This window comes from Pseudomonas sp. RU47, assembly GCF_004011755.1.
Lineage (GTDB): Bacteria > Pseudomonadota > Gammaproteobacteria > Pseudomonadales > Pseudomonadaceae > Aquipseudomonas.
In genome coordinates, this window is the sequence record NZ_CP022411.1 from 5938588 (window position 1) to 5957972 (window position 19385).

Below are 19385 nucleotides of genomic sequence, written 5' to 3' on the forward strand. Positions count from 1 at the left end.
CTTGGCTGAACCTGTAAGGAACTGATCGGTAATTGCACAGCAAGTTCAAGAGCGCCCTCACCCTAGCCCTCTCCCAGAGGGAGAGGGAACTGACCGAGTTGCCTGATCTGGCTGCACCGACCTGAAAGTCCTGAGTCGAACTCGAATCCTGAGAACCCTGAAGATCAGCTCCCTTCCCCCTCGCCCCCTCTGGGGGAGAGGGTTGGGGTGAGGGGGAGCGCTTTTGATCTTCGCCTTAAAGACGTGACCGTCCGTAATACCGTCGAAACTTTCCCGCACCGCCCGCAGTCATCAAAAGATACCGGCAACACGAGGACTTTCGACGGGAGGGCGGCATGGCGACGATTCACATCGGTATTTCCGGCTGGCGCTACGCACCGTGGCGTGGGGACTTCTACCCCAAGGGACTGGCGCAAAAACGCGAATTGCAGTTCGCGTCGCGGGCGGTCAACAGCATCGAAATCAATGGATCGTTCTACGCCCTGCAACGGCCCGAACGTTACGCCCAGTGGTATGCCGAAACACCCGACGACTTCGTCTTCAGCGTCAAAGCCCCGCGTTTCATCACCCATATCCGGCGTTTGCGCGAGATCGAAAAACCGCTGGCGAACTTCTTCGCCTCGGGGATTCTGGAGCTCAAGGAAAAACTTGGCCCGATCCTTTGGCAATTTCCACCCAACTTCAAATTCGAGCCTGAGCGTTTCGAGCACTTCCTCGCGCTACTGCCACACGATACCGAAGCCGCGGCCACCCTCGCCCATCAACACGATTCCCACCTGCACGGCCACGCGAGCATGAAAGCCTGGCGTAAAAAACCGCTGCGCCACGCTGTAGAAATCCGCAACGACAGCTTCCTTGATCCCGATTTTGTGCGGCTATTGAAGCGCTACAACACTGCGCTGGTGATCGCCGACACCGCCGACAAATGGCCGTACCGCGAAGACCTCACCAGCGACTTTGTCTACCTACGTCTGCACGGTGCCGAAGAACTCTACGCCAGCGGCTACACCGCACCAGCCCTCAAGCGCTGGGCCGAACGCATCGACGCCTGGCACCATGGCCAGCAACCGAAAGACGCGCACTTGATCGCGCCACGCCTGAAGCCGCGCGCGCGCAAATCCCGCGAAGTGTTCTGCTACTTCGACAACGACATCAAAGTCCGCGCGCCCTATGACGCCCGCGATCTGCTGCATCGCTTCGAACTGGATAAAGACCTCGCCACCCGCCCCGGCGAAACGGCTGGCGAAGGAGTGTTGGCATGAGCATTCCAGAACCGGTCGGCTTCACCGATGAAGGCTCGGTGGTCGCGCCTTCAGTGCGCACCTTCACTGTGCTGACGGTCAACACCCACAAGGGTTTTACCGCGCTCAACCGGCGCTTCATCCTGCCGGAGTTGCGCGAAGCGGTGCGCAGCGTGGCCGCCGACGTGGTGTTCCTGCAGGAAGTCCATGGCACCCACGAGCATCATCCCAAGCGCTACAGCAATTGGCCGACAATGCCGCAGTACGAGTTCCTCGCCGACAGCCTCTGGCCGCAGTTCGCCTACGGACGCAACGCAGTGTACCCGGAGGGTGACCACGGCAACGCGTTGCTGTCGAAATTCCAGATCATCCGTCACGACAACCTCGACGTGTCGATCAACGGCCACGAGAACCGCGGCCTGCTGCATTGCGTGCTGCGCCTGCCCGGTGACGGCACCGAGGTGCATGCGATCTGCGTGCATCTGGGCCTGCGCGAAAGTCATCGCAACGCCCAACTGGATTTGCTCATGCAACGCCTCGCGGAGCTGCCAGATGACGCACCGGTGATCGTCGCGGGCGATTTCAACGACTGGCGCCAGCGCGCCGATGCGCAGCTCAAACCTTGCGGCCTGCGCGAAGTGTTCGCCGAGCACCAGGGCAAACCGGCGCGCAGTTTTCCCGCGCGCCTGCCAGCACTTCGGCTTGATCGTATTTACGTGCGCAACCTCAAGGCCAGCCAGCCGAAAGTCCTGGCGAACCGGCCATGGTCGCACCTTTCCGACCACGTTCCTTTATCGGTAGAGATCGAACTATGAGCAGCGCGCCGCTGGAGAAATCCGCCGTGGAACCGATAGCCATCAACCCGCCGATCCGCGAGCCCGGCCACGTTGATGTCGAGTACAGCTGGCAGGGCAACAATCGGGTCGAGTTGCTGGAAAACGGTGAGGAATATTTCCCGCGGGTGTTCGAAGCGATGCGCGCGGCGAAGAGTGAAATCCTCCTCGAGACCTTTATCGTTTTCGAAGATAAGGTCGGTGCCGAATTACAGGAGATTCTGATCGACGCTGCCCGGCGCGGTGTGCGCACCACGGTCAGTCTCGACGGTTTCGGTTGCGGTGAGTTGACTACCGGTTATCTGACCGCGCTGAGCGAAGCCGGCGTACACCTGCAAATCTTTGACCCGGCGCCGAAACGTCTGGGCATCCGCACCAATTGGTTCCGTCGTTTGCACCGCAAGATCGTGGTGGTCGACGGGTTGATCGCATTCATTGGCGGGATCAACTTTTCCGGCGATCACCTGGCCGATTTCGGCCCCGAAGCCAAGCAGGACTACTCGGTGCAAGTGCAGGGGCCAGCGGTCGCCGACATTCACCACTTCGCCCTGCTGCAAAGTGGTCGTCCCGGTCGTGCACGCTTCTGGTGGCAACGCCGGCGCCAGCGTCGTGCCGAGATGGCCTTCACTGATCACGATGGTCAGGTGCGCCTGGTGTTCCGCGATAACGACCAGCACCACTCCGACATCGAAGACGTGTATTTACAGGTACTGCGCCGTGCCAAACGCCGCGTGGTGATCGCCAACGCCTACTTCTTCCCCGGTTACCGCTTGCTAAGGGAAATCCGCAATGCAGCGCGGCGCGGGGTCGAGGTGCGGCTGATTCTGCAAGGCCAGCCGGACATGCTGGTGGCCAAACTCGCCGCGCGCATGACCTACGATTATTTGCTCAAGGCCGGGGTGCAGATTCACGAATATTGTCAGCGCCCGCTGCACGGCAAAGTCGCGCTGGTTGACGACGAATGGAGCACCGTCGGCTCAAGCAATCTCGACCCGCTGAGCCTGTCGCTCAACCTCGAAGCCAACGTGCTGATCCGCGACCGCGCGTTCAATCAGCATCTGTTCGAACGCCTCGAAGACCTCAGTCAAAACCATTGCAAAGCCATGGATGCCAGCAAGTCGCCGCGTGGCCGCATCTGGCACATGACCGTGGGTTTTCTGGTGTTCCACTTTCTGCGGCATTTCCCGGCGATGGCCGGTTGGCTGCCAGCGCACAAACCAAGGCTCAAGCCGTTTCGAGGTGACCGCTCATGAGCCATTCCGAGGTGCATTCCGCCCAGCATTCGGCGCCAGCAACGCACTCGAAATGGAGCCGCTGGAAGCGTCCGTTGACGCTGCTGTTTTTCCTCGCGCTGATCGTGTTGCTGACGATGTTCGCCACGCGCATCGAATGGGCCGAAGTGCTGCAGACCCTTGCCGACTTCAAGGTGCGCACACTGATCATCGCCGCCAGCCTGACGCTGCTGAGTTTTCTCGTGTACGCCAGTTTCGACCTGATCGGCCGCACTTACATTCGTCAGGACCTGACCTGGAAACAGATTCTGCCGGTAGGGATCATCAGCTATGCGTTCAACTTGAACCTGAGCGCGTGGGTGGGTGGCATCGCCATGCGCTATCGGCTGTATTCGCGTCTTGGCGTGAGCAAAAGCAACATCGCCAAGATCCTCGGTTTGAGCCTGGCGACCAATTGGTTTGGCTACATGACCATTGCCGGGGTGGTGTTCAGCAGTGGATTGGTGACAATGCCGCCGGGCTGGAAAATCAGCAGCAGTGCGCTGCAAGGCATCGGCGTGCTGTTGCTATTGATCAGCGCCGGCTATCTCGCCGCGTGTCAGTTTTCCAAACGCCGCGAGTGGTCGATTCGTGGCGTGGAAATCAATCTGCCGTCGTTGCGCATGGCAGTCCTGCAATTGCTGCTGGGGGCGTTGAACTGGTCACTGATGGCGGCGGTGATTTTCACCTTGCTGCCGAGCAAACTGGATTATCCGTTGGTGCTGGGCGTGCTGTTGATCAGTGCGATTGCCGGGGTCATCACCCACATTCCGGCAGGTCTTGGCGTGCTGGAAGCGGTGTTTGTGGCCTTGCTGCAACACGAGGCTTCGCGCGGCAGTCTGGTGGCGGGGTTGCTGGCGTATCGGGCGATTTATTTTCTGCTGCCGTTGTTGATCACAGTCGTGATGTATCTGGTGGTTGAGGCCAAGGCCAAGGCACTGCGAATAGAGAAGAAACCCAGACATTAGAATCAAGATCAAAAGATCGCAGCCTTCGACAGCTCCTACAGGGAGAATACATTTCAAATCTAGGAGCTGCCGAAGGCTGCGATCTTTTGATCTTCAGGATTGGATAATGCTCAACCGCTCACCCACGACCATCTCGGTAATCCAGTCCACCAGAATCGAGGTGTACGCCTGCTGCGACACCGGCTCGCTCAACGCATGATCGGCACCGTCGATAATCCGGTGCGTCAGTGAATGGGTCTGCTGACACGCCGCGCGGTAACTCATGATCGCCGCGTGGGGCACGTAGTCATCGGTTTCTGATTCCACCAGCAACACATCGCCGGTGAATTGCGAACAGGCATGCAATGCCCGATTAGTGTCAGCCCGCACCAGCGTGCTGCGGTAATCACGCAAATCGGCCTTGTCCAGCTCACGCTTGGGTGTGTGCCATTGCTCGTCGCGGTACAGCGCCGGCACGCGCAACGCCAGCCAGCGCACCGGGCGCAGCGAGGTGAGGATCGCCGCCAGGTAACCGCCATAACTGGTGCCGACCACGGCGATCGCCGAGGTGTCGAGCGCCGGATGCGCAAGCAAGCGATCATAAGCCGCCAATAAATCGCGCAAATTGTCTTCGCGAGTCACGCGGGTCAATGGGATCCCGGTACCACCGGTGTGCCCGCGCAAGTCGAAGGTCAGGCACACGCAACCGAGACCGGCGATGCCTTTGGCGCGCTCGAGGTCGCGCTCCTGACTACCGCCCCAACCGTGCACAAACAACACCCCCGGGACTTTCGATTTGGGACTGAGAAAGGTCCCGCTCATCTGTTCATCATCAATGTCGATTTGAATGCTTTCGCTTCTAGCCGTCATAGGATTTGACCGTTACGTATTTGAGGAGAAATTCACTGTTCTCGGCCGGGCCGCGATACACCTCGATGGCGTCCGCCGGCAGCGGCTGATCGATGTAGGTTTCCACCGACGACACGCGGATCGCGCGCATTCCCGGATCATTGACGAAGCTTTGCAGCGCCGCCACTTCGGCGCTACTGGCACCGCCCATGCGCCAGGATTGCTCGAGCACGCCGCTGCGGGATTTGCCGTTGCTGTCCAGGCCTTGGGCGATGTCATAGTTGCGCCGCGAAGCGTAGAAGCGCGGGTAGGCTTCATCGGCGGCGCTGTCGAAAATCTGCGCCTGTTCGATGGCCAGCCGTACATCATCCGCTAGATCCAGCGCTAGCAGATCGTCATAGCCGCCTTGCACCACCAGCAGATTCGAGCCGCCGTACACGTCTTCGCCGTGGGCATCCTTGGTCAAGTATTGATCGCCACAGTAGCTCAGCACCTTGTCGCCGATGAATGACTGGCCGACGCTGTGGGTGACGACATCGCTCAAGTCCTGTTCCAGCACCACGCCCTCGCTGAACTGCTTTGCAATGTCGGGGCGGGCAAGGATTTCGTCGAAGGCGTCGAGGCTCTTGATCACTTCCTGCCCGCGACCGGCGCAGGCATGAACCGGCTTCAAGCGGATCGGGCCGCTGTACAGCAAATGCTCGGCAGCAGGCCGCGCATCTTCCAGCGCAAACACGCTGAGGCCATCGAGCACCACGTTACGCACGCGCTCCGAAAACAATGGCGACCAGCCTTGCGGCGCATGAGCCAGATGACTGCGCAAACCGTGGCTGATGGCTTTGGTGCAGATGAAATCGTGCTCGACAAAGCCACCCCACAAATCGTCAGGGCCTGTGATACCGAGTTGATGAGCGCTGGCAGCGCCGACGATGGTTTGCGTCGGTAGCAGATACAGGTCACGGCCGCGGTGTTTGTCCGGGTCGTAGCTGCCGCCGAATTTGCATCCGAGAATCTGCGCCAGCCATCGCGCCAGAGACTTGTTGGTCTGTACTTCATGTTGCGGTGCGTCGGCGCGCACCGAGTGGGCGACGACGATTTTCCTGCGGGGTGTCAGGGTCATGCGTCCCCCTTCCATCGGTTCGATGACTGTAGCGGTGAGAGGTGCAGAGATCAGGCCAACGGCCACTCTACGAAAATCCTAGTCCAATCAGAAACTTGCCAGAATCGTGCTGGCACCACGCCTGTTTCAATCTGCACGACGGCCTGTAAAATCCCGGCAATTTGCACGATCCCGAACCTTGTGCGGTCTCTTGTAGGAGTGAGCCTGCTCGCGATAGCGGTGGGTCAGTCACCTCACGGTTTTCTGACAGATTGCTATCGCGAGCAGGCTCACTCCTACATTAGATGTTCGTTGCTTTCGGGATCGGGGACACCCCAAACCGTGCCCGATAATCACTCGGCGCCAGCCCGGTGATCTTCTTGAATATCGCACGAAACGCGCCCGGATCCTGATAGCCCACCGTCCAGGCAATGTGATCGATCGTGCCATTGCTGAATTCCAGCATTTCCCGCGCCTTGCCGACCCGCAGATGCTGGCAGTACTCGGTCGGTTTCAACCCGCTCGCCGCGCGAAAACGCCGCAGAAAGGTGCGCTCCTCCAACCCCGCCCGCTCAGCCATTGCCGCCAGCGAAACATCCGTCGCACCGGTGCTTTGCAGCCAGTGCTGCACCTTGAGAATCGCCGCATCGCCATGCCCGAGAATCGGCGCGAAGTTACTGCCGCACTCACTGGCGCTGTCACTGTGCTCGATCACCAGAAATCGCGCGGTGCCGGTGGCAATGCTCGGCCCGAGCAACCTGTCGACCAGACGTAATCCCAGTTCCGACCACGCCATCAATCCGGCCGTGGTGATCAAGTCGCCGTCGTCGACAATCGGGGTATCAGCCTTGAGCTTGATCTTCGGGTAACGCTCGGCGAAGGCCTTGGCCGAGGTCCAGTGGGTGGTGGCGCTGCGGCCGTCGAGCAGACCGCTTTCGGCCAACATCAGCGAGCCTACGCAAACCCCGCCCAGCGTCGCACCGCGGGCATGTTGATCCCGTAACCATTGCATCAGGCTGGCCGGCGCTTGCGCCGCCGAGAACCCGCCGATCGATGGCGGAATCAGCACCGCCAGCAAAGCGCTGTCGTCACCCGCATGACTGGCGTAAGTGCGCGTTGGCGGCTGATCACCTTCGACCTGCCAGTGACTGACCCGCAGCACCGGCAACTGCGCGGCCTGATGTTCGGCAGCAATCCGGTTGGCCACCGCAAACAGATCAGTCAAACCATGCACCGCTGCCATCTGCGCGCCGGGATAGATCAGCACGCCCAGTTCAGCGATGGCAGCCCTTTCTGCACCCATTGTCAGTTTTCCCCTGTCTATTGTCGGTGCGGCCAATCCTCGAATCGCTGGCCAGGGCCAATACTGAAGCCACTTCCAGCCAACACATCGAGGACACACCCATGGCCAAGCAAGCGCTCATCGTAGTCGATATCCAGAACGACTACTTCCCCCAAGGCAAGTGGCCGCTGGCCGGTGCTGATGCCGCCGCCGACAATGCCGCCCGGCTGATCGCCGCATTCCGCGAAACCGGCGATTCGGTCGTCCACATTCGCCACGAATTCACCTCAGCGGACGCGCCGTTTTTCACCCCGGGATCCGAGGGCGCCAAGCTGCACCCGAAAGTGCTCAACCGCGCCGATGAGCCGGTGGTACTCAAGCACTTCGTCAACTCGTTCCGCGAAACCGAACTGCAAGCGATCCTCGACGAACAAGGCATCAAGGAACTGGTGGTGGTCGGCAGCATGAGCCACATGTGCGTTGACGGCATTACCCGGGCTGCGGCGGATCTCGGTTATGGCGTCACAGTGATTCACGATGCCTGCGCCAGCCGCGACCTGGAATTCAACGGGCTTACTGTGCCGGCCGCCCATGTTCACGCTGCTTTCATGTCAGCGCTGGGTTTTGCCTACGCCAGCGTGGTATCCACTGACCAATTCCTCGCAGCCAAAAGCTGAGTCATATTTCACAAAAACACTGGGCCCGCGTTATTGCGGGCCTTTTTTCGCCTGTCATAAAAATCTCACGCGTGAGCCATTGATGGCACTTTGAATTGGTTGTAGTGTGGCTCACGCGTGAGATATCCATAACCGAGCCATTGCCATGAAAAGCCGTTCCCCCACCGCGAAATCAGAGAGTCCCAAGGGGGAGCGCGCGAAACCGTCGGCGAAAAAACCGTCGAGCTTCTATATGAAGCAGATGCGCGCAGGCCTGGCCGCTGCCGGTTATGTGAAACACGAAACTTGGGTGCTTCCCGAAAACCGAAGCTTGCTCAAGCAAATGGAGCAACAGCTACGCCAACCGATTCTGGCTGGCTCTTTCATGTCGGAGAATTACATGAGCGCAGGCAACAACTGGACCATTGATAGCCTCTTCAACGCCCTCAAGGCTCTGGACGAGGTGGCTTCGCAAGAGATCACGCTGTCGCTGATCCAGAGCTCCGAACCCAGCATCAAGCTGGAAATGAACGAATTCGGCGGTCTGCCGATTCACATCGCCCTGGCCGGCCAGCAGATCATCGTCGACACCGTGCTGGTGGACATCGATTCGATCTCGGACGTAGCGGCCTTCAACGACGCCGTGTTGCGCAGCCGGGAAATGTTCCCGCTGTCGTCGATCGGTATCGAGTCGATGCCCAACGGGCAGACCGTTTACAACATGTTTGGCGCCCTCAGCGCCGACTCGAGCCTGACCAACGTCGTCACCGAGGTGAAAACCCTGGTCGACAACGTGCAGCGCGCGAGCGAAGCCTTCGAACACTTCTTCAAGTAATCAACAGGGAATATCCAATGACTCAGTCCATCTGGAGCAAGTTGTTCACCGCACTGCGCGGCGGCGCCAATGAAGTCGGCGAAGCGATCGCTGACCAACAGGCCTTGCGCATCCTCGACCAGGAAATCCGTGATGCCGACAGCGCGCTGTCGAACGCACGTCGCGAACTGGTCACCATCATGGCCAAACACAAACTGGCGGCAGACCGCGTGAGCGAGTACGACGCCAAGATCAAGGATCTGGAAGCCAAAGCCGTCTCGGCGCTGAACGCCGGCCGTGAAGACCTGGCGCTGGAAGTGGCCGAAGCGATTTCGACCCTGACCAACGAACTGGATGTTGAGAAAAAGCAGAGCGACGAGTTCGGCACTTACGCCGAAAACATGCGCAAAGACATCAGCAAGGCCGAATCGCGGATCAAGAGCCTGCGCCAGCAAGTGGACATGGCCAAGGCCCGTGAAAGCGTGCAGAAAGCCCAGGTCAGCGCTTCCATCGCCAGCGGCGGTGCCAATGGCAAACTGGAAACTGCCGTCGGTACCTTGAACCGCCTGCAAGCCAAGCAGCAGCAACGTGCTGCCGAGTTGAGCGCGGCGGACGAACTGGCTGACGCTTCGACCGGCAACGACCTGGAACGCAAACTGCGCGACGCCGGCATCACGCCGAACGAAGGCAGCGCCAACGCGATTCTTGAGCGTCTGAAGCAAAAGTCCTCCCAGTAATCACTGCGGAAAAACAACCTGTGGGAGCGAGCTTGCTCGCGAAAGCGTCGTATCAGTCGACATCGATGTTGACTGACACGCCCTCTTCGCGAGCAAGCTCGCTCCCACATGGTTTACGGCGTGTCGTTCGCCGCTCAGCCCGGTACACTAGCCACGCTTTTTCGCCGACGAACACTTCCACCCGCTTCAAGGAACGTACCCATGGGATGGTTTAAAGACTTGCTGGGCACCAGCAACTGGCAGACCGCTGCGCCAACGCCGACCGTTGTCAGCGGTCCACTCGGCATGGCGCAAGGCAAAGCCGTCAGGTTCGATACGACGCTGGCGCTGTTGCTCGACGGTTCGACCACGGTGCGCGTGCCCTTCGATCAGGCGATCTGGAGTCACGGCTGGGTCGACCTCGGCCAGTCCAATAAACTGCACCGCTATTACATGAACGACGAGGATTTCTGGCTGCAGATCCACGTCACCGGTGACGATCAGATCGAATCGGTCACCCTGTTCAACTACCTCAGTTACGTGACCGTCAACAGTGACGCCGAACTGCAGCGCCTGGCCGGCCCCAACAGCCAGATCGGCTTGCCCGCCTACAACCACGACGGTGTCGAATACAACCGTGAGTGGGGCACCGAACAAGGCCAGACCGAACTGGTACCGATGACCGAACAAGTGGTCAATCCGGACGAGAGCTACACCATCGAACATCACTCCATGCTTTATGCGCGCGAGACCGGCCTGACCGATCGCCGCGAATTGCTGCTGTTCTCCGTCGAGCAGGACGAAGAAGGCACCGTCAGCCTGAGCACCTCGCTCGGCATCTCGCTGTACACGACAGATCTGAGCACCATTTAAAAAAGGAAGTTTTTCATGCTGGAAGTGCTGGCCGTTTCCCTGAACAAAACCGCACTGGTCGGTTTCGTCGTCTACCTCATCGGCGCCGTACTGTTGTTCATGCTGTTCCAATTCGTCTACACGCGCATCACGCCGCACAAGGAGTTCGAGCTGATTCGCTCCGGCAACGTTGCCGCCGCGATCGCTTTGTCCGGCGCGATCATCGGCTTCGCGATTCCGGCCAGTAACGTGATTGCATTTTCGGTGAATGTTCTCGATTTCGTGCTCTGGGCGGTGATTGCCGCCGTCGTGCAACTGCTGGCGTTTCTGGCCACGGGTGTGGTGCTCAAAGGCACTTCGCAACGCATCGCCAACGGTGAAATCGCTTCGGGTATCTATGTCGCTGCGGTCGCGATCAGCGTCGGCATGCTCAATGCGGCGTGCATGACACCGTCCAACTGATCGGCAGGAAGCCTTCGATGAAACGCAGCAAATACGTTCAGTTGTCCCTCGCGGCCTCGGTGGCCATGGCCATTTCCGGCCAGGTGACAGCCGCGGATCAACCGCGCAATTTCCAGAGCCTGGAACAGTGTGTCGGCGCCGAAGTGGCTGCCGACGTCTGCTCCAGCGCCTACGTCGCCGCCCTGACCGAACACCGGCGCATCGCCCCGGTGTACAACGACAAGGCCAAGTGCGATGCGGACTTTGCCGCCGATTGGTGTCAGAAGAATTCCGACGGCCGCTTCGTGCCGAAACTCGGCGGTTTCAAAGTGCCGAAAGACGGTGAGCCGGCGCAGAATCTCGACGCCATCGCCGGCGCGCAAATGCCTGCGGGTGATGCGGCGGCTGTGCAGAGTGTGCAAAACACTTCGCACACCTCCAGTGGCGGTGGCAACGGTTGGCTGACCGGCTGGCTGATTGGCAATGCGATGAGCAACAACGCCGAACGCACGGTTTACCGCGATCGCGAAACGCGCCAGCCCTACAACACCTCGACGCAGTACCGCAGAGCCGACACCACGACGCGTAGCCAAGCGGATTACGAGAGCAGTAAAAGCAAACCGGTCAACGTGGCTTCTTCGACCTCACGCGGCGGCTTCGGCAGCCAGTCCAGTGCGCGTAGCGGCTGGGGTGGTTGGGGCAGCAGTTCTGGTTCTGGTCGTTCGAGCAGCTGACGATGAAGAAGATCCTCTGCACCGAGCGCCCCGACTGGAAACAGACCGCCGAGAGCCTCGGTTTCATGTTTCACACCATCGACGATCAGCCGTACTGGGACGAAAGCGCGTACTACCAGTTCACGCTTGCGCAAATCGAAAACGATCTCGAAGACCCGACCACCGAACTGCACGAGATGTGCATGGATCTGGTCGACCGGGTGGTCAACAGCGAAGAGTTGCTGGATCGCCTGAGCATCCCGGCGGCGTACTACGACATGATCCGCACGTCCTGGCGGGAAGGTCATCCGCATCTGTATGGGCGCATGGACTTTTCCTACAACGGCAACGGCCCGGCGAAGCTGCTGGAGCTCAACTACGACACGCCAACCAGTCTTTACGAAGCGGCGGCGTTCCAGTGGGGCTGGCTGGAGCAATGCATCGAGCGCGGCACGCTGCCGCGCCATGCCGACCAGTTCAACAGCATCGATACCAAGCTGCATCAGGCCTTCGCCGAGCTGCAACTGAAGCGGCCGTTCTACTTCGCCTCAATGAAAGATTCGGTCGAAGACAAGGGCACCACGGATTACCTGCGCTTGATTGCCGAGAAGGTCGGTATCGAATCGCGGCATATCGATATTGAAGACATCGGCTTGACCGCTGAAGGTCGCTTTGTTGATCTGGAGGATCGCTGGATCCCCCACCTGTTCAAGCTGCATGCCTGGGAGTTTATCTTCCACGAACCGTTCGGCGCGGCGATTGCCGAGTGCGACACGCAGTTTTTCGAACCAGCGTGGAAAGCCATCCTGTCGAACAAAGGCGCGCTGCCGTTGCTGTGGGAACTGCACAAGGGTCATCCGAATCTGCTCGCGGCGCATCTCGATCCGGATCCAGCCAGTGCTGTGCCCAAGGGCTGGGTACGCAAACCGTACTTTTCCCGGGAAGGTGCCAACATCGAGCTGCAAACGGCGGAAGGTCTGATTGTCAAAGAGGACGGGCCCTACACCGATGCGCCATTCATCCTGCAGGAATTTGCGCCGCTGCCAAAGTTCGATCACAGCTACACGCTCATCGGTTCCTGGGTGATTGGCGATCAGGCGGCGGGGATTGGCGTGCGTGAGGACAACAGTCTGATCACCAAGGATTCAAGCCGGTTTCTGCCGCATTTGATCCTCGATTGATCGCTTCGGCACGGCAGAGGCCGGGCATAAAAAAACCGTAGCGTTGGCGCGCTACGGTTTTTTTATGGCTGTGTCTTACGACAGCTCTGTCGTGCGCGAGCGATCCGTAAGCGGAGCATCCGCATTGGCGGTCTCGGTTGCGGCAATGCCGGCCATTCTGCGACGGGAGATTTCCGCGCCACGACGACGCAATGGTGTTTCGACGAACCGATAATTCAGTTCACTACACACCAGCATGATCAACAACGACGTGAGCAAGAGTTCAACCGTGTAGTCCGCCCCCAGCGTCCCGCCATTGCTGCCGGCCATGCGCGTCCAGATTTCGGTACTCAGGTGGTAAGCGAATACATGCACGACGTACAAGGCGTATGAGCGCGAGCCCAGCCAGTCGAACAACCCGCGCAACAGCGCAGGACAATAGATGTAGCCTTTGTCGTAACTGGCCAGCCAGACCATGATCACTGCGGTTATCGCGATCAGGCCGACAGCAATCGGCATTACGAGCAATTGCGCCGCGATGGCCCCCAACATGTACAGAAGCCCCAGGGTCAGCGCCAGGCGCTTGAACAGACTGGCGCCGAGCGCGACCGGCTCAAGTTCCTTGTACAGCGGCGTGCGTGTGAACAGGCAGAGCAGAATCCCCCACATCATCGCATCGAGCCGGAACGAAAAAAGCATCGGTGCCGGCGCTGCGCCAAAGGCATTGCGATCAAAGCCGAACTGCGCGGCGATCAGCGCGATCAAGACAATCACTCGCCAGCGTGTCGAGGTCACCAGCAACAGGAACAACGGGAAGATGAAGTAAAACTGCTCCTCCAGCGCCAGGCTCCAATACACCGAATTAGGCCCCAGAATCGCGCCGTACTGATTGGCCAGATTGCCCGAGAATGTCGCAACAGCGGTGAAGCTGCGCAAATTGTCGAACCAGGACTGGAAGGCGTTCGACTGGTTGAAGAAAATCGAGAACACCAGTGGGATCAATACCCACAGCCATGCCGTCGGCAAAAGGCGATACGCACGGCGGATCCAGAAGGAAGTCGCGGCCATGCCAAACCGGTTCTGCTGGCGGTTTTTATCGAAATAATCGAGATAAGCCTTACTGACCACGTATCCGGAAATGCAGAAGAACAGATCCACCCCGGTCCAGGGTGAATACACCGTGAACAATTTGGTCAGGAACACTCCCTGAAACGGCAGCAATTGAGGAAGATGGGCCATGATCGTCATGAGGATGGCCGCCCCGCGCAAATACTCGATTTCCTTGTTTTTGCTACTGCTCATTGGACTCTCTTGTTGTTGTGTATGAACAGTCTGCAAAGCTGTTCTGGCGAAGACGGACAGGTTCAACAGTCGACGGCACGGATCATGGAACGGCTGGCAACGGCCTTCAAGACTCTGAGCGTAACTTTATCGAGATATCGACGAAGACTGGCTGGTCAGTTGGCGGTCATCGCCTTGAAGTGCGCCCCCAGAAATGACAAAACCCCCGCAATGCGGGGGTTTTGGTCAAATCAGATCAGCATCAGAACGGGATATCGTCATCAAAGCTGTCGAAATCCGGAGCCGGTTGCGGTGCGGCCTGCTGTGGAGCCGGAGCCGAACGCTGCTGTGGAGCCGACTGCTGCGGGCGCGGAGCCTGCTGACGTGGAGCAGATGGCGCCGACTGCTGGTAGTTGTTGCCACCGCCCTGCTGGTCGCCCTGTTGTGGACGGCCGCCGAGCAGTTGCATGGTGCCTTGCATGTCGACCACGATTTCAGTGGTGTAACGCTTGATACCGTCTTTTTCCCACTCGCGGGTCTGCAGCTTGCCTTCGATGTAAACCTGCGAACCCTTGCGCAGGTATTCGCCGGCGATTTCGGCAACCTTGCCGAACATCGAAACACGGTGCCACTCGGTCTTCTCGACCTTCTGACCGGTTTGCTTGTCGGTCCACTGTTCGCTGGTGGCCAGACTCAGGTTGGTCACGGCGTTACCGTTAGGCAGGTAGCGAACTTCGGGATCCTGGCCGCAAGTGCCGACCAATATGACTTTGTTAACCCCACGGGCCATAACGTTCTCCTAGGCTTCGCAAGCAGCCCCGGCCGGGTTGTTCACCAGGCGTTCGAGGGTGTCGCGATCCACTAATTCTTTGTCCAGTTTGATGTAAACAGCTGCTTCGTCAGCAACTATCACTGCATCGGTTACCCCTACGAGGGCCTTGAGGCGCTCGACCAGACCCGCTTCGCGGATCGCCTCGGGCGACAACGGCAAGCGCAGGCTCGTCACGTAGGGAGGTTCACGCATGGTAACAGCAAAGGCCAGCCAGATGGCAGCCAGACCCGCGCATCCAAGGAACACAACCGACAGATCGCCATGCTGAAACAGCCAGCCGCCGAGTATCCCGCCGAGTGCCGAACCGAGGAACTGGCTGGTGGAATACACGCCCATGGCCGTGCCCTTCCCGCCCGCCGGTGAAACCTTGCTGATCAGCGACGGCAATGAAGCCTCCAGCAGATTGAACGCGGTGAAGAACACCACCGTACCGATCACCAGAGCCCGCAGGCTGTCGCCGAACTGCCAGAAGAATAGCTCAGTCAGCATCAGCGTCAGGACGGCGCCAAGCAAAACTCGTTTCATTTTGCGTTTCTTCTCGCCATAGATGATGAACGGGATCATGGCGAAGAACGAAATCAGCAGCGCGGTGAGATAGACCCACCAGTGCTGTTCCTTGGGCAAACCGGCTTTTTCCACCAGCGCCAGAGGCAGCGCGACGAAGCTCGACATCAACATGGCATGTAACACAAAGATGCCCAGATCGAGCCGCAGCAAGTCAGGATGCTTGAGTGTCGGCATCAACGCCTGACGCGCCACGCCGGACTCACGGTGCGTCAGCGGACCCGTGGACCTGGGCACCATGAACATCACGATCACGATCCCCACCAATGCCATGCCACCGGTGGCCAGGAACAACCCGGACAAACCGAACGCGCGCGTCAGCAAAGGCCCCACAACCATGGCCACGGCGAACGACAGGCCAATTGTCATGCCGATCATCGCCATGGCCTTGGTGCGGTGTTGCTCGCGGGTGAGGTCGGAAAGCAATGCCATCACCGCCGCAGAAATGGCGCCGGCACCTTGCAGGATCCGCCCGGCAATCACGCCCCAGATCGAATCGGCTTGCGAGGCCAGCACGCTGCCAAGGGCGAAGACGATCAGTCCGAGGTAAATCACCGGGCGACGGCCGATGCGGTCGGAAATGATCCCGAACGGAATCTGGAAAATCGCTTGGGTCAAGCCGTAAGCGCCGATTGCCAAGCCGATCAGGGCCGGGGTCGCGCCTGCCAGATCCATGCCGTAGGTCGCCAGTACCGGCAACACCATAAACATGCCCAGCATACGGAAGGCGAACACCAGGGCCAGACCGCTCGCCGCGCGGGTCTCGCTGCCACTCATGCGTTCGCTGTGGGGATCGTGCATGGAAAAACCTCGTGTGAACCGGCGGCGATTCTACCAGTCCCATCGGAAGACGGGGTAGATCGCGACGCTTTGACGCGTATAGATGAAACTCTCTTCATCCAGGGCAAAAAACCCTTCGTTTGATAGTGTGCATCCATCCAGTATTTGCCCGTATACTCCTACGTTTTCGACGCCCGCCGAGCGAGGCCACTTTGGACAAGATCCTGATACGTGGGGCCCGTACCCACAACCTGAAGAACATCGACCTGACCCTGCCACGGGACAAACTGATCGTCATCACCGGCCTGTCCGGATCCGGCAAGTCGTCCTTGGCCTTCGATACCCTGTATGCCGAAGGTCAGCGCCGCTATGTCGAATCGCTGTCGGCCTATGCCCGCCAGTTTCTGTCGATGATGGAAAAGCCCGACGTCGACACCATCGAAGGCCTGTCGCCGGCAATTTCCATCGAACAGAAGTCGACCTCGCACAACCCGCGCTCTACGGTCGGCACCATCACCGAAATCTACGACTACCTGCGTTTGCTCTATGCACGCGTCGGTACGCCGCGCTGCCCGGATCACGATATTCCACTGGAGGCGCAGACCGTCAGCCAGATGGTCGATCTGGTCCTGGCGCAACCGGAAGGCAGCAAACTGATGTTGCTGGCGCCGGTGATTCGCGAGCGTAAAGGCGAACACCTGTCGGTCTTCGAAGAGCTGCGCGCCCAAGGCTTTGTACGTGCCCGGGTCAACGGCCGGATCTGCGAGCTGGACGAACTGCCGAAACTGGATAAACAGAAGAAGCATTCGATTGACGTGATCGTCGACCGCTTCAAGGTTCGCGCCGACCTGCAGCAACGCCTGGCCGAGTCCTTCGAGACCGCGCTGAAACTGGCCGACGGCATCGCCCTGGTCGCGCCAATGGACGACGAGCCGGGTGAAGAGATGATCTTCTCCGCGCGCTTCGCCTGCCCGATCTGCGGCCACGCCATCAGCGAACTTGAGCCGAAGCTGTTTTCCTTCAACAATCCGGCCGGCGCCTGCCCGACTTGCGATGGTCTGGGGGTCAAGCAGTTCTTCGACATCAAGCGCCTGGTCAACGGCGAGCTGACGCTGGCCGAAGGCGCGATTCGCGGCTGGGACCGGCGCAACGTCTATTACTTCCAGATGCTCGGCTCATTGGCCTCGCACTATGGCTTCAGCCTCGAAGTGCCATTCAACGAGTTGCCGGCCGATCAGCAGAAATCCATTCTGCACGGCAGTGGCTCGCAGAACGTTGACTTCAAATACCTCAACGACCGTGGCGATATCGTTAAACGCTCGCACCCGTTCGAAGGCATCGTGCCAAACCTGGAGCGTCGCTACCGCGAGACCGAGTCGGCGAGCGTGCGCGAAGAGCTGGCCAAGTTCCTCAGCACCCAATCGTGCCCGGATTGCCGTGGCACTCGCCTGCGCCGTGAAGCGCGGCACGTCTGGGTTGGCGAGAAAACGCTGCCGGCAGTGACCAACCTGCCGATTGGCGATGCTTGCGTGTACTTCGGCGAGCTGAAGATGACCGGCCGCCGTGGCGAGATCGCTGACAAGATCCTCAAGGAGATTCGCGAGCGCCTGCAGTTCCTCGTCAATGTCGGTCTCGATTATCTGTCGCTGGATCGCAGTGCTGACACCCTGTCCGGCGGTGAGGCGCAGCGGATTCGCCTGGCCAGCCAGATCGGTGCCGGACTTGTTGGCGTTCTGTACATCCTCGACGAGCCGTCCATCGGCTTGCACCAGCGAGATAACGATCGACTGCTCGGCACACTCAAGCACCTGCGCGATATCGGCAACACGGTGATTGTGGTCGAACACGACGAAGACGCGATTCGCCTGGCTGACTATGTCGTCGACATCGGCCCGGGCGCCGGTGTGCATGGCGGGCAAATCGTTGCCGAGGGTACGCCGGCTGAAGTCATGGCGCACCCGGACTCGCTGACCGGCAAATACCTGTCGGGCCGGGTGAAGATCGAAGTGCCAGCCAAACGCACCCCGCGCAACAAGAAGCTCAACCTGTCGCTCAAAGGGGCACGCGGCAATAACCTGCGCAATGTCGATCTGGACATCCCGATTGGTCTGCTGACTTGCGTCACCGGTGTGTCCGGCTCGGGCAAGTCGACGCTGATCAACAACACCCTGTTCCCGCTGAGCGCCACCGCCCTCAATGGCGCGACCACGCTGGAAGCCGCGGCGCACGACAGCATCAAAGGCCTGGAGCATCTCGACAAAGTCGTCGACATCGACCAGAGCCCGATCGGTCGTACACCGCGTTCCAACCCTGCGACCTATACCGGCCTGTTCACCCCAATCCGTGAGCTGTTCGCCGGCGTACCTGAGTCACGTTCCCGGGGTTACGGTCCGGGTCGTTTCTCGTTCAACGTCAAGGGTGGCCGCTGTGAGGCGTGCCAGGGCGATGGCCTGATCAAGGTTGAGATGCACTTCCTGCCGGACATCTACGTGCCGTGCGACGTGTGCAAGAGCAAGCGCTACAACCGCGAAACCCTTGAAATCAAATACAAGGGCAAGAGCATCCACGAAACCCTCGAGATGACCATCGAGGAAGCCCGGGTGTTCTTCGACGCGGTGCCAGCCCTAGCGCGCAAGCTGCAAACACTGATGGATGTCGGTCTGTCGTACATCAAGCTTGGCCAGTCGGCGACCACGCTGTCTGGTGGCGAGGCACAGCGGGTCAAGCTGTCTCGCGAGCTGTCCAAGCGTGACACTGGCAAGACCCTGTATATCCTCGATGAGCCAACCACTGGTTTGCACTTCGCGGATATCCAGCAATTGCTCGACGTGCTGCATCGCCTGCGCGACCACGGCAACACTGTCGTGGTGATCGAACACAACCTCGACGTGATCAAAACGGCCGACTGGCTGGTGGATCTCGGGCCTGAGGGCGGTTCAAAAGGTGGGCAGATCATTGCCACTGGCACCCCTGAGGACGTGGCCGAGATGAAGCAATCTCACACTGGCCATTACCTCAAGCCATTGCTGATCCGCGATCGGGCTTAAACGCCAG

General features: G+C 59.5%; 18 protein-coding genes. 12 read left to right on the forward strand and 6 right to left on the reverse strand.

The window, feature by feature from the left end; all coding sequences use genetic code 11:
• The first annotated feature begins 335 nt into the window (after positions 1-335).
• From CCX46_RS27130 to CCX46_RS27145, 4 genes are read left to right on the forward strand one after another with little or no spacing between them, the layout of a single operon-like run.
• Positions 336-1262 carry a DUF72 domain-containing protein gene (locus CCX46_RS27130; protein ID WP_127929956.1) on the forward strand — a complete coding sequence of 309 codons (927 nt, stop codon included), beginning with the start codon at positions 336-338 and terminating at the stop codon, positions 1260-1262.
• A complete protein-coding gene (locus CCX46_RS27135; protein WP_038362074.1) occupies positions 1259-2056 on the forward strand; it encodes an endonuclease/exonuclease/phosphatase family protein in 798 nt (265 codons plus the stop codon). The genes CCX46_RS27130 and CCX46_RS27135 overlap by 4 nt, the downstream gene beginning before the upstream one ends.
• Complete coding sequence (clsB, locus tag CCX46_RS27140) at positions 2053-3327, forward strand: cardiolipin synthase ClsB (protein ID WP_127929957.1); 1275 nt, start codon at positions 2053-2055, stop codon at positions 3325-3327. Before CCX46_RS27135 ends, clsB begins: the two co-directional genes overlap by 4 nt.
• The gene (locus CCX46_RS27145) at positions 3324-4313 is read left to right on the forward strand and encodes a lysylphosphatidylglycerol synthase domain-containing protein (protein ID WP_127929958.1); all 990 of its coding nucleotides are present in this window, start codon (positions 3324-3326) and stop codon (positions 4311-4313) included. Before clsB ends, CCX46_RS27145 begins: the two co-directional genes overlap by 4 nt.
• 93 nt (positions 4314-4406) lie before the next feature.
• On the opposite strand, the gene CCX46_RS27150 is transcribed toward CCX46_RS27145, so the two are convergent.
• The 3 genes from CCX46_RS27150 to CCX46_RS27160 all read right to left on the reverse strand — a co-directional run bounded on the left by CCX46_RS27150 (position 4407) and on the right by CCX46_RS27160 (position 7543).
• A complete protein-coding gene (locus CCX46_RS27150; protein WP_102901724.1) occupies positions 4407-5162 on the reverse strand; it encodes an alpha/beta hydrolase family protein in 756 nt (251 codons plus the stop codon).
• Positions 5152-6261: a DUF3182 family protein gene (locus CCX46_RS27155; protein WP_127929959.1), complete on the reverse strand. Its 1110-nt coding sequence runs from the start codon at positions 6259-6261 to the stop codon at positions 5152-5154. Before CCX46_RS27155 ends, CCX46_RS27150 begins: the two co-directional genes overlap by 11 nt.
• Before the next feature lie 280 nt (positions 6262-6541).
• Positions 6542-7543 carry a GlxA family transcriptional regulator gene (locus CCX46_RS27160; RefSeq protein ID WP_127929960.1) on the reverse strand — a complete coding sequence of 334 codons (1002 nt, stop codon included), beginning with the start codon at positions 7541-7543 and terminating at the stop codon, positions 6542-6544.
• 101 nt (positions 7544-7644) lie between these two features.
• On the opposite strand from CCX46_RS27160, the gene CCX46_RS27165 reads away from it, so the two are divergent.
• The 7 genes from CCX46_RS27165 to CCX46_RS27200 all read left to right on the forward strand — a co-directional run bounded on the left by CCX46_RS27165 (position 7645) and on the right by CCX46_RS27200 (position 12895).
• Positions 7645-8199, forward strand: coding sequence for a cysteine hydrolase family protein (locus tag CCX46_RS27165; protein WP_127929961.1), 555 nt, complete (start codon positions 7645-7647; stop codon positions 8197-8199).
• A 145-nt stretch (positions 8200-8344) separates the two neighbouring features.
• The gene (locus CCX46_RS27170; RefSeq protein ID WP_095122196.1) at positions 8345-9013 is read left to right on the forward strand and encodes a YjfI family protein; all 669 of its coding nucleotides are present in this window, start codon (positions 8345-8347) and stop codon (positions 9011-9013) included.
• A 17-nt stretch (positions 9014-9030) separates the two neighbouring features.
• A complete protein-coding gene (locus CCX46_RS27175) occupies positions 9031-9729 on the forward strand; it encodes a PspA/IM30 family protein (RefSeq protein ID WP_016983574.1) in 699 nt (232 codons plus the stop codon).
• A 201-nt stretch (positions 9730-9930) separates the two neighbouring features.
• Positions 9931-10581: a DUF2491 family protein gene (locus CCX46_RS27185; protein ID WP_127929962.1), complete on the forward strand. Its 651-nt coding sequence runs from the start codon at positions 9931-9933 to the stop codon at positions 10579-10581.
• Positions 10582-10596: 15 nt separating this feature from the next.
• Positions 10597-11022 (forward strand): DUF350 domain-containing protein, encoded by a 426-nt coding sequence (locus CCX46_RS27190; protein WP_127929963.1) that lies wholly within the window; start codon positions 10597-10599, stop codon positions 11020-11022.
• Between the two features lie 17 nt (positions 11023-11039).
• Positions 11040-11735 carry a DUF1190 domain-containing protein gene (locus CCX46_RS27195; RefSeq protein ID WP_127929964.1) on the forward strand — a complete coding sequence of 232 codons (696 nt, stop codon included), beginning with the start codon at positions 11040-11042 and terminating at the stop codon, positions 11733-11735.
• 2 nt (positions 11736-11737) lie between these two features.
• Positions 11738-12895 (forward strand): glutathionylspermidine synthase family protein, encoded by a 1158-nt coding sequence (locus CCX46_RS27200; protein WP_127929965.1) that lies wholly within the window; start codon positions 11738-11740, stop codon positions 12893-12895.
• Positions 12896-12970: 75 nt separating this feature from the next.
• On the opposite strand, the gene CCX46_RS27205 is transcribed toward CCX46_RS27200, so the two are convergent.
• The 3 genes from CCX46_RS27205 to CCX46_RS27215 all read right to left on the reverse strand — a co-directional run bounded on the left by CCX46_RS27205 (position 12971) and on the right by CCX46_RS27215 (position 16352).
• Complete coding sequence (locus CCX46_RS27205; RefSeq protein WP_127929966.1) at positions 12971-14176, reverse strand: acyltransferase family protein; 1206 nt, start codon at positions 14174-14176, stop codon at positions 12971-12973.
• A 241-nt stretch (positions 14177-14417) separates the two neighbouring features.
• The gene (locus CCX46_RS27210) at positions 14418-14945 is read right to left on the reverse strand and encodes a single-stranded DNA-binding protein (RefSeq protein WP_127929967.1); all 528 of its coding nucleotides are present in this window, start codon (positions 14943-14945) and stop codon (positions 14418-14420) included.
• 9 nt (positions 14946-14954) lie between these two features.
• Positions 14955-16352: an MFS transporter gene (locus CCX46_RS27215; RefSeq protein WP_127929968.1), complete on the reverse strand. Its 1398-nt coding sequence runs from the start codon at positions 16350-16352 to the stop codon at positions 14955-14957.
• Positions 16353-16543: 191 nt separating this feature from the next.
• Here CCX46_RS27215 and uvrA point away from each other — a divergent pair, with 191 nt between their 5' ends.
• Positions 16544-19378 (forward strand): excinuclease ABC subunit UvrA, encoded by a 2835-nt coding sequence (gene uvrA / locus CCX46_RS27220; RefSeq protein ID WP_127929969.1) that lies wholly within the window; start codon positions 16544-16546, stop codon positions 19376-19378.
• Positions 19379-19385 lie beyond the last annotated feature (7 nt).

Coding starts and splice junctions, on each gene's coding strand:
- clsB (WP_127929957.1), top strand. CDS start 2,053: ATGAGCAGCGCGCCGCTGGAGAAATCCGCCGTGGAACCGATAGCCATC.
- CCX46_RS27190 (WP_127929963.1), top strand. CDS start 10,597: ATGCTGGAAGTGCTGGCCGTTTCCCTGAACAAAACCGCACTGGTCGGT.
- CCX46_RS27210 (WP_127929967.1), bottom strand. CDS start 14,945: ATGGCCCGTGGGGTTAACAAAGTCATATTGGTCGGCACTTGCGGCCAG.
- CCX46_RS27215 (WP_127929968.1), bottom strand. CDS start 16,352: ATGCACGATCCCCACAGCGAACGCATGAGTGGCAGCGAGACCCGCGCG.
- CCX46_RS27130 (WP_127929956.1), top strand. CDS start 336: ATGGCGACGATTCACATCGGTATTTCCGGCTGGCGCTACGCACCGTGG.
- CCX46_RS27185 (WP_127929962.1), top strand. CDS start 9,931: ATGGGATGGTTTAAAGACTTGCTGGGCACCAGCAACTGGCAGACCGCT.
- CCX46_RS27150 (WP_102901724.1), bottom strand. CDS start 5,162: ATGACGGCTAGAAGCGAAAGCATTCAAATCGACATTGATGATGAACAG.
- CCX46_RS27200 (WP_127929965.1), top strand. CDS start 11,738: ATGAAGAAGATCCTCTGCACCGAGCGCCCCGACTGGAAACAGACCGCC.
- CCX46_RS27175 (WP_016983574.1), top strand. CDS start 9,031: ATGACTCAGTCCATCTGGAGCAAGTTGTTCACCGCACTGCGCGGCGGC.
- CCX46_RS27170 (WP_095122196.1), top strand. CDS start 8,345: ATGAAAAGCCGTTCCCCCACCGCGAAATCAGAGAGTCCCAAGGGGGAG.
- CCX46_RS27205 (WP_127929966.1), bottom strand. CDS start 14,176: ATGAGCAGTAGCAAAAACAAGGAAATCGAGTATTTGCGCGGGGCGGCC.
- CCX46_RS27165 (WP_127929961.1), top strand. CDS start 7,645: ATGGCCAAGCAAGCGCTCATCGTAGTCGATATCCAGAACGACTACTTC.
- CCX46_RS27160 (WP_127929960.1), bottom strand. CDS start 7,543: ATGGGTGCAGAAAGGGCTGCCATCGCTGAACTGGGCGTGCTGATCTAT.
- CCX46_RS27135 (WP_038362074.1), top strand. CDS start 1,259: ATGAGCATTCCAGAACCGGTCGGCTTCACCGATGAAGGCTCGGTGGTC.
- CCX46_RS27145 (WP_127929958.1), top strand. CDS start 3,324: ATGAGCCATTCCGAGGTGCATTCCGCCCAGCATTCGGCGCCAGCAACG.
- CCX46_RS27155 (WP_127929959.1), bottom strand. CDS start 6,261: ATGACCCTGACACCCCGCAGGAAAATCGTCGTCGCCCACTCGGTGCGC.
- CCX46_RS27195 (WP_127929964.1), top strand. CDS start 11,040: ATGAAACGCAGCAAATACGTTCAGTTGTCCCTCGCGGCCTCGGTGGCC.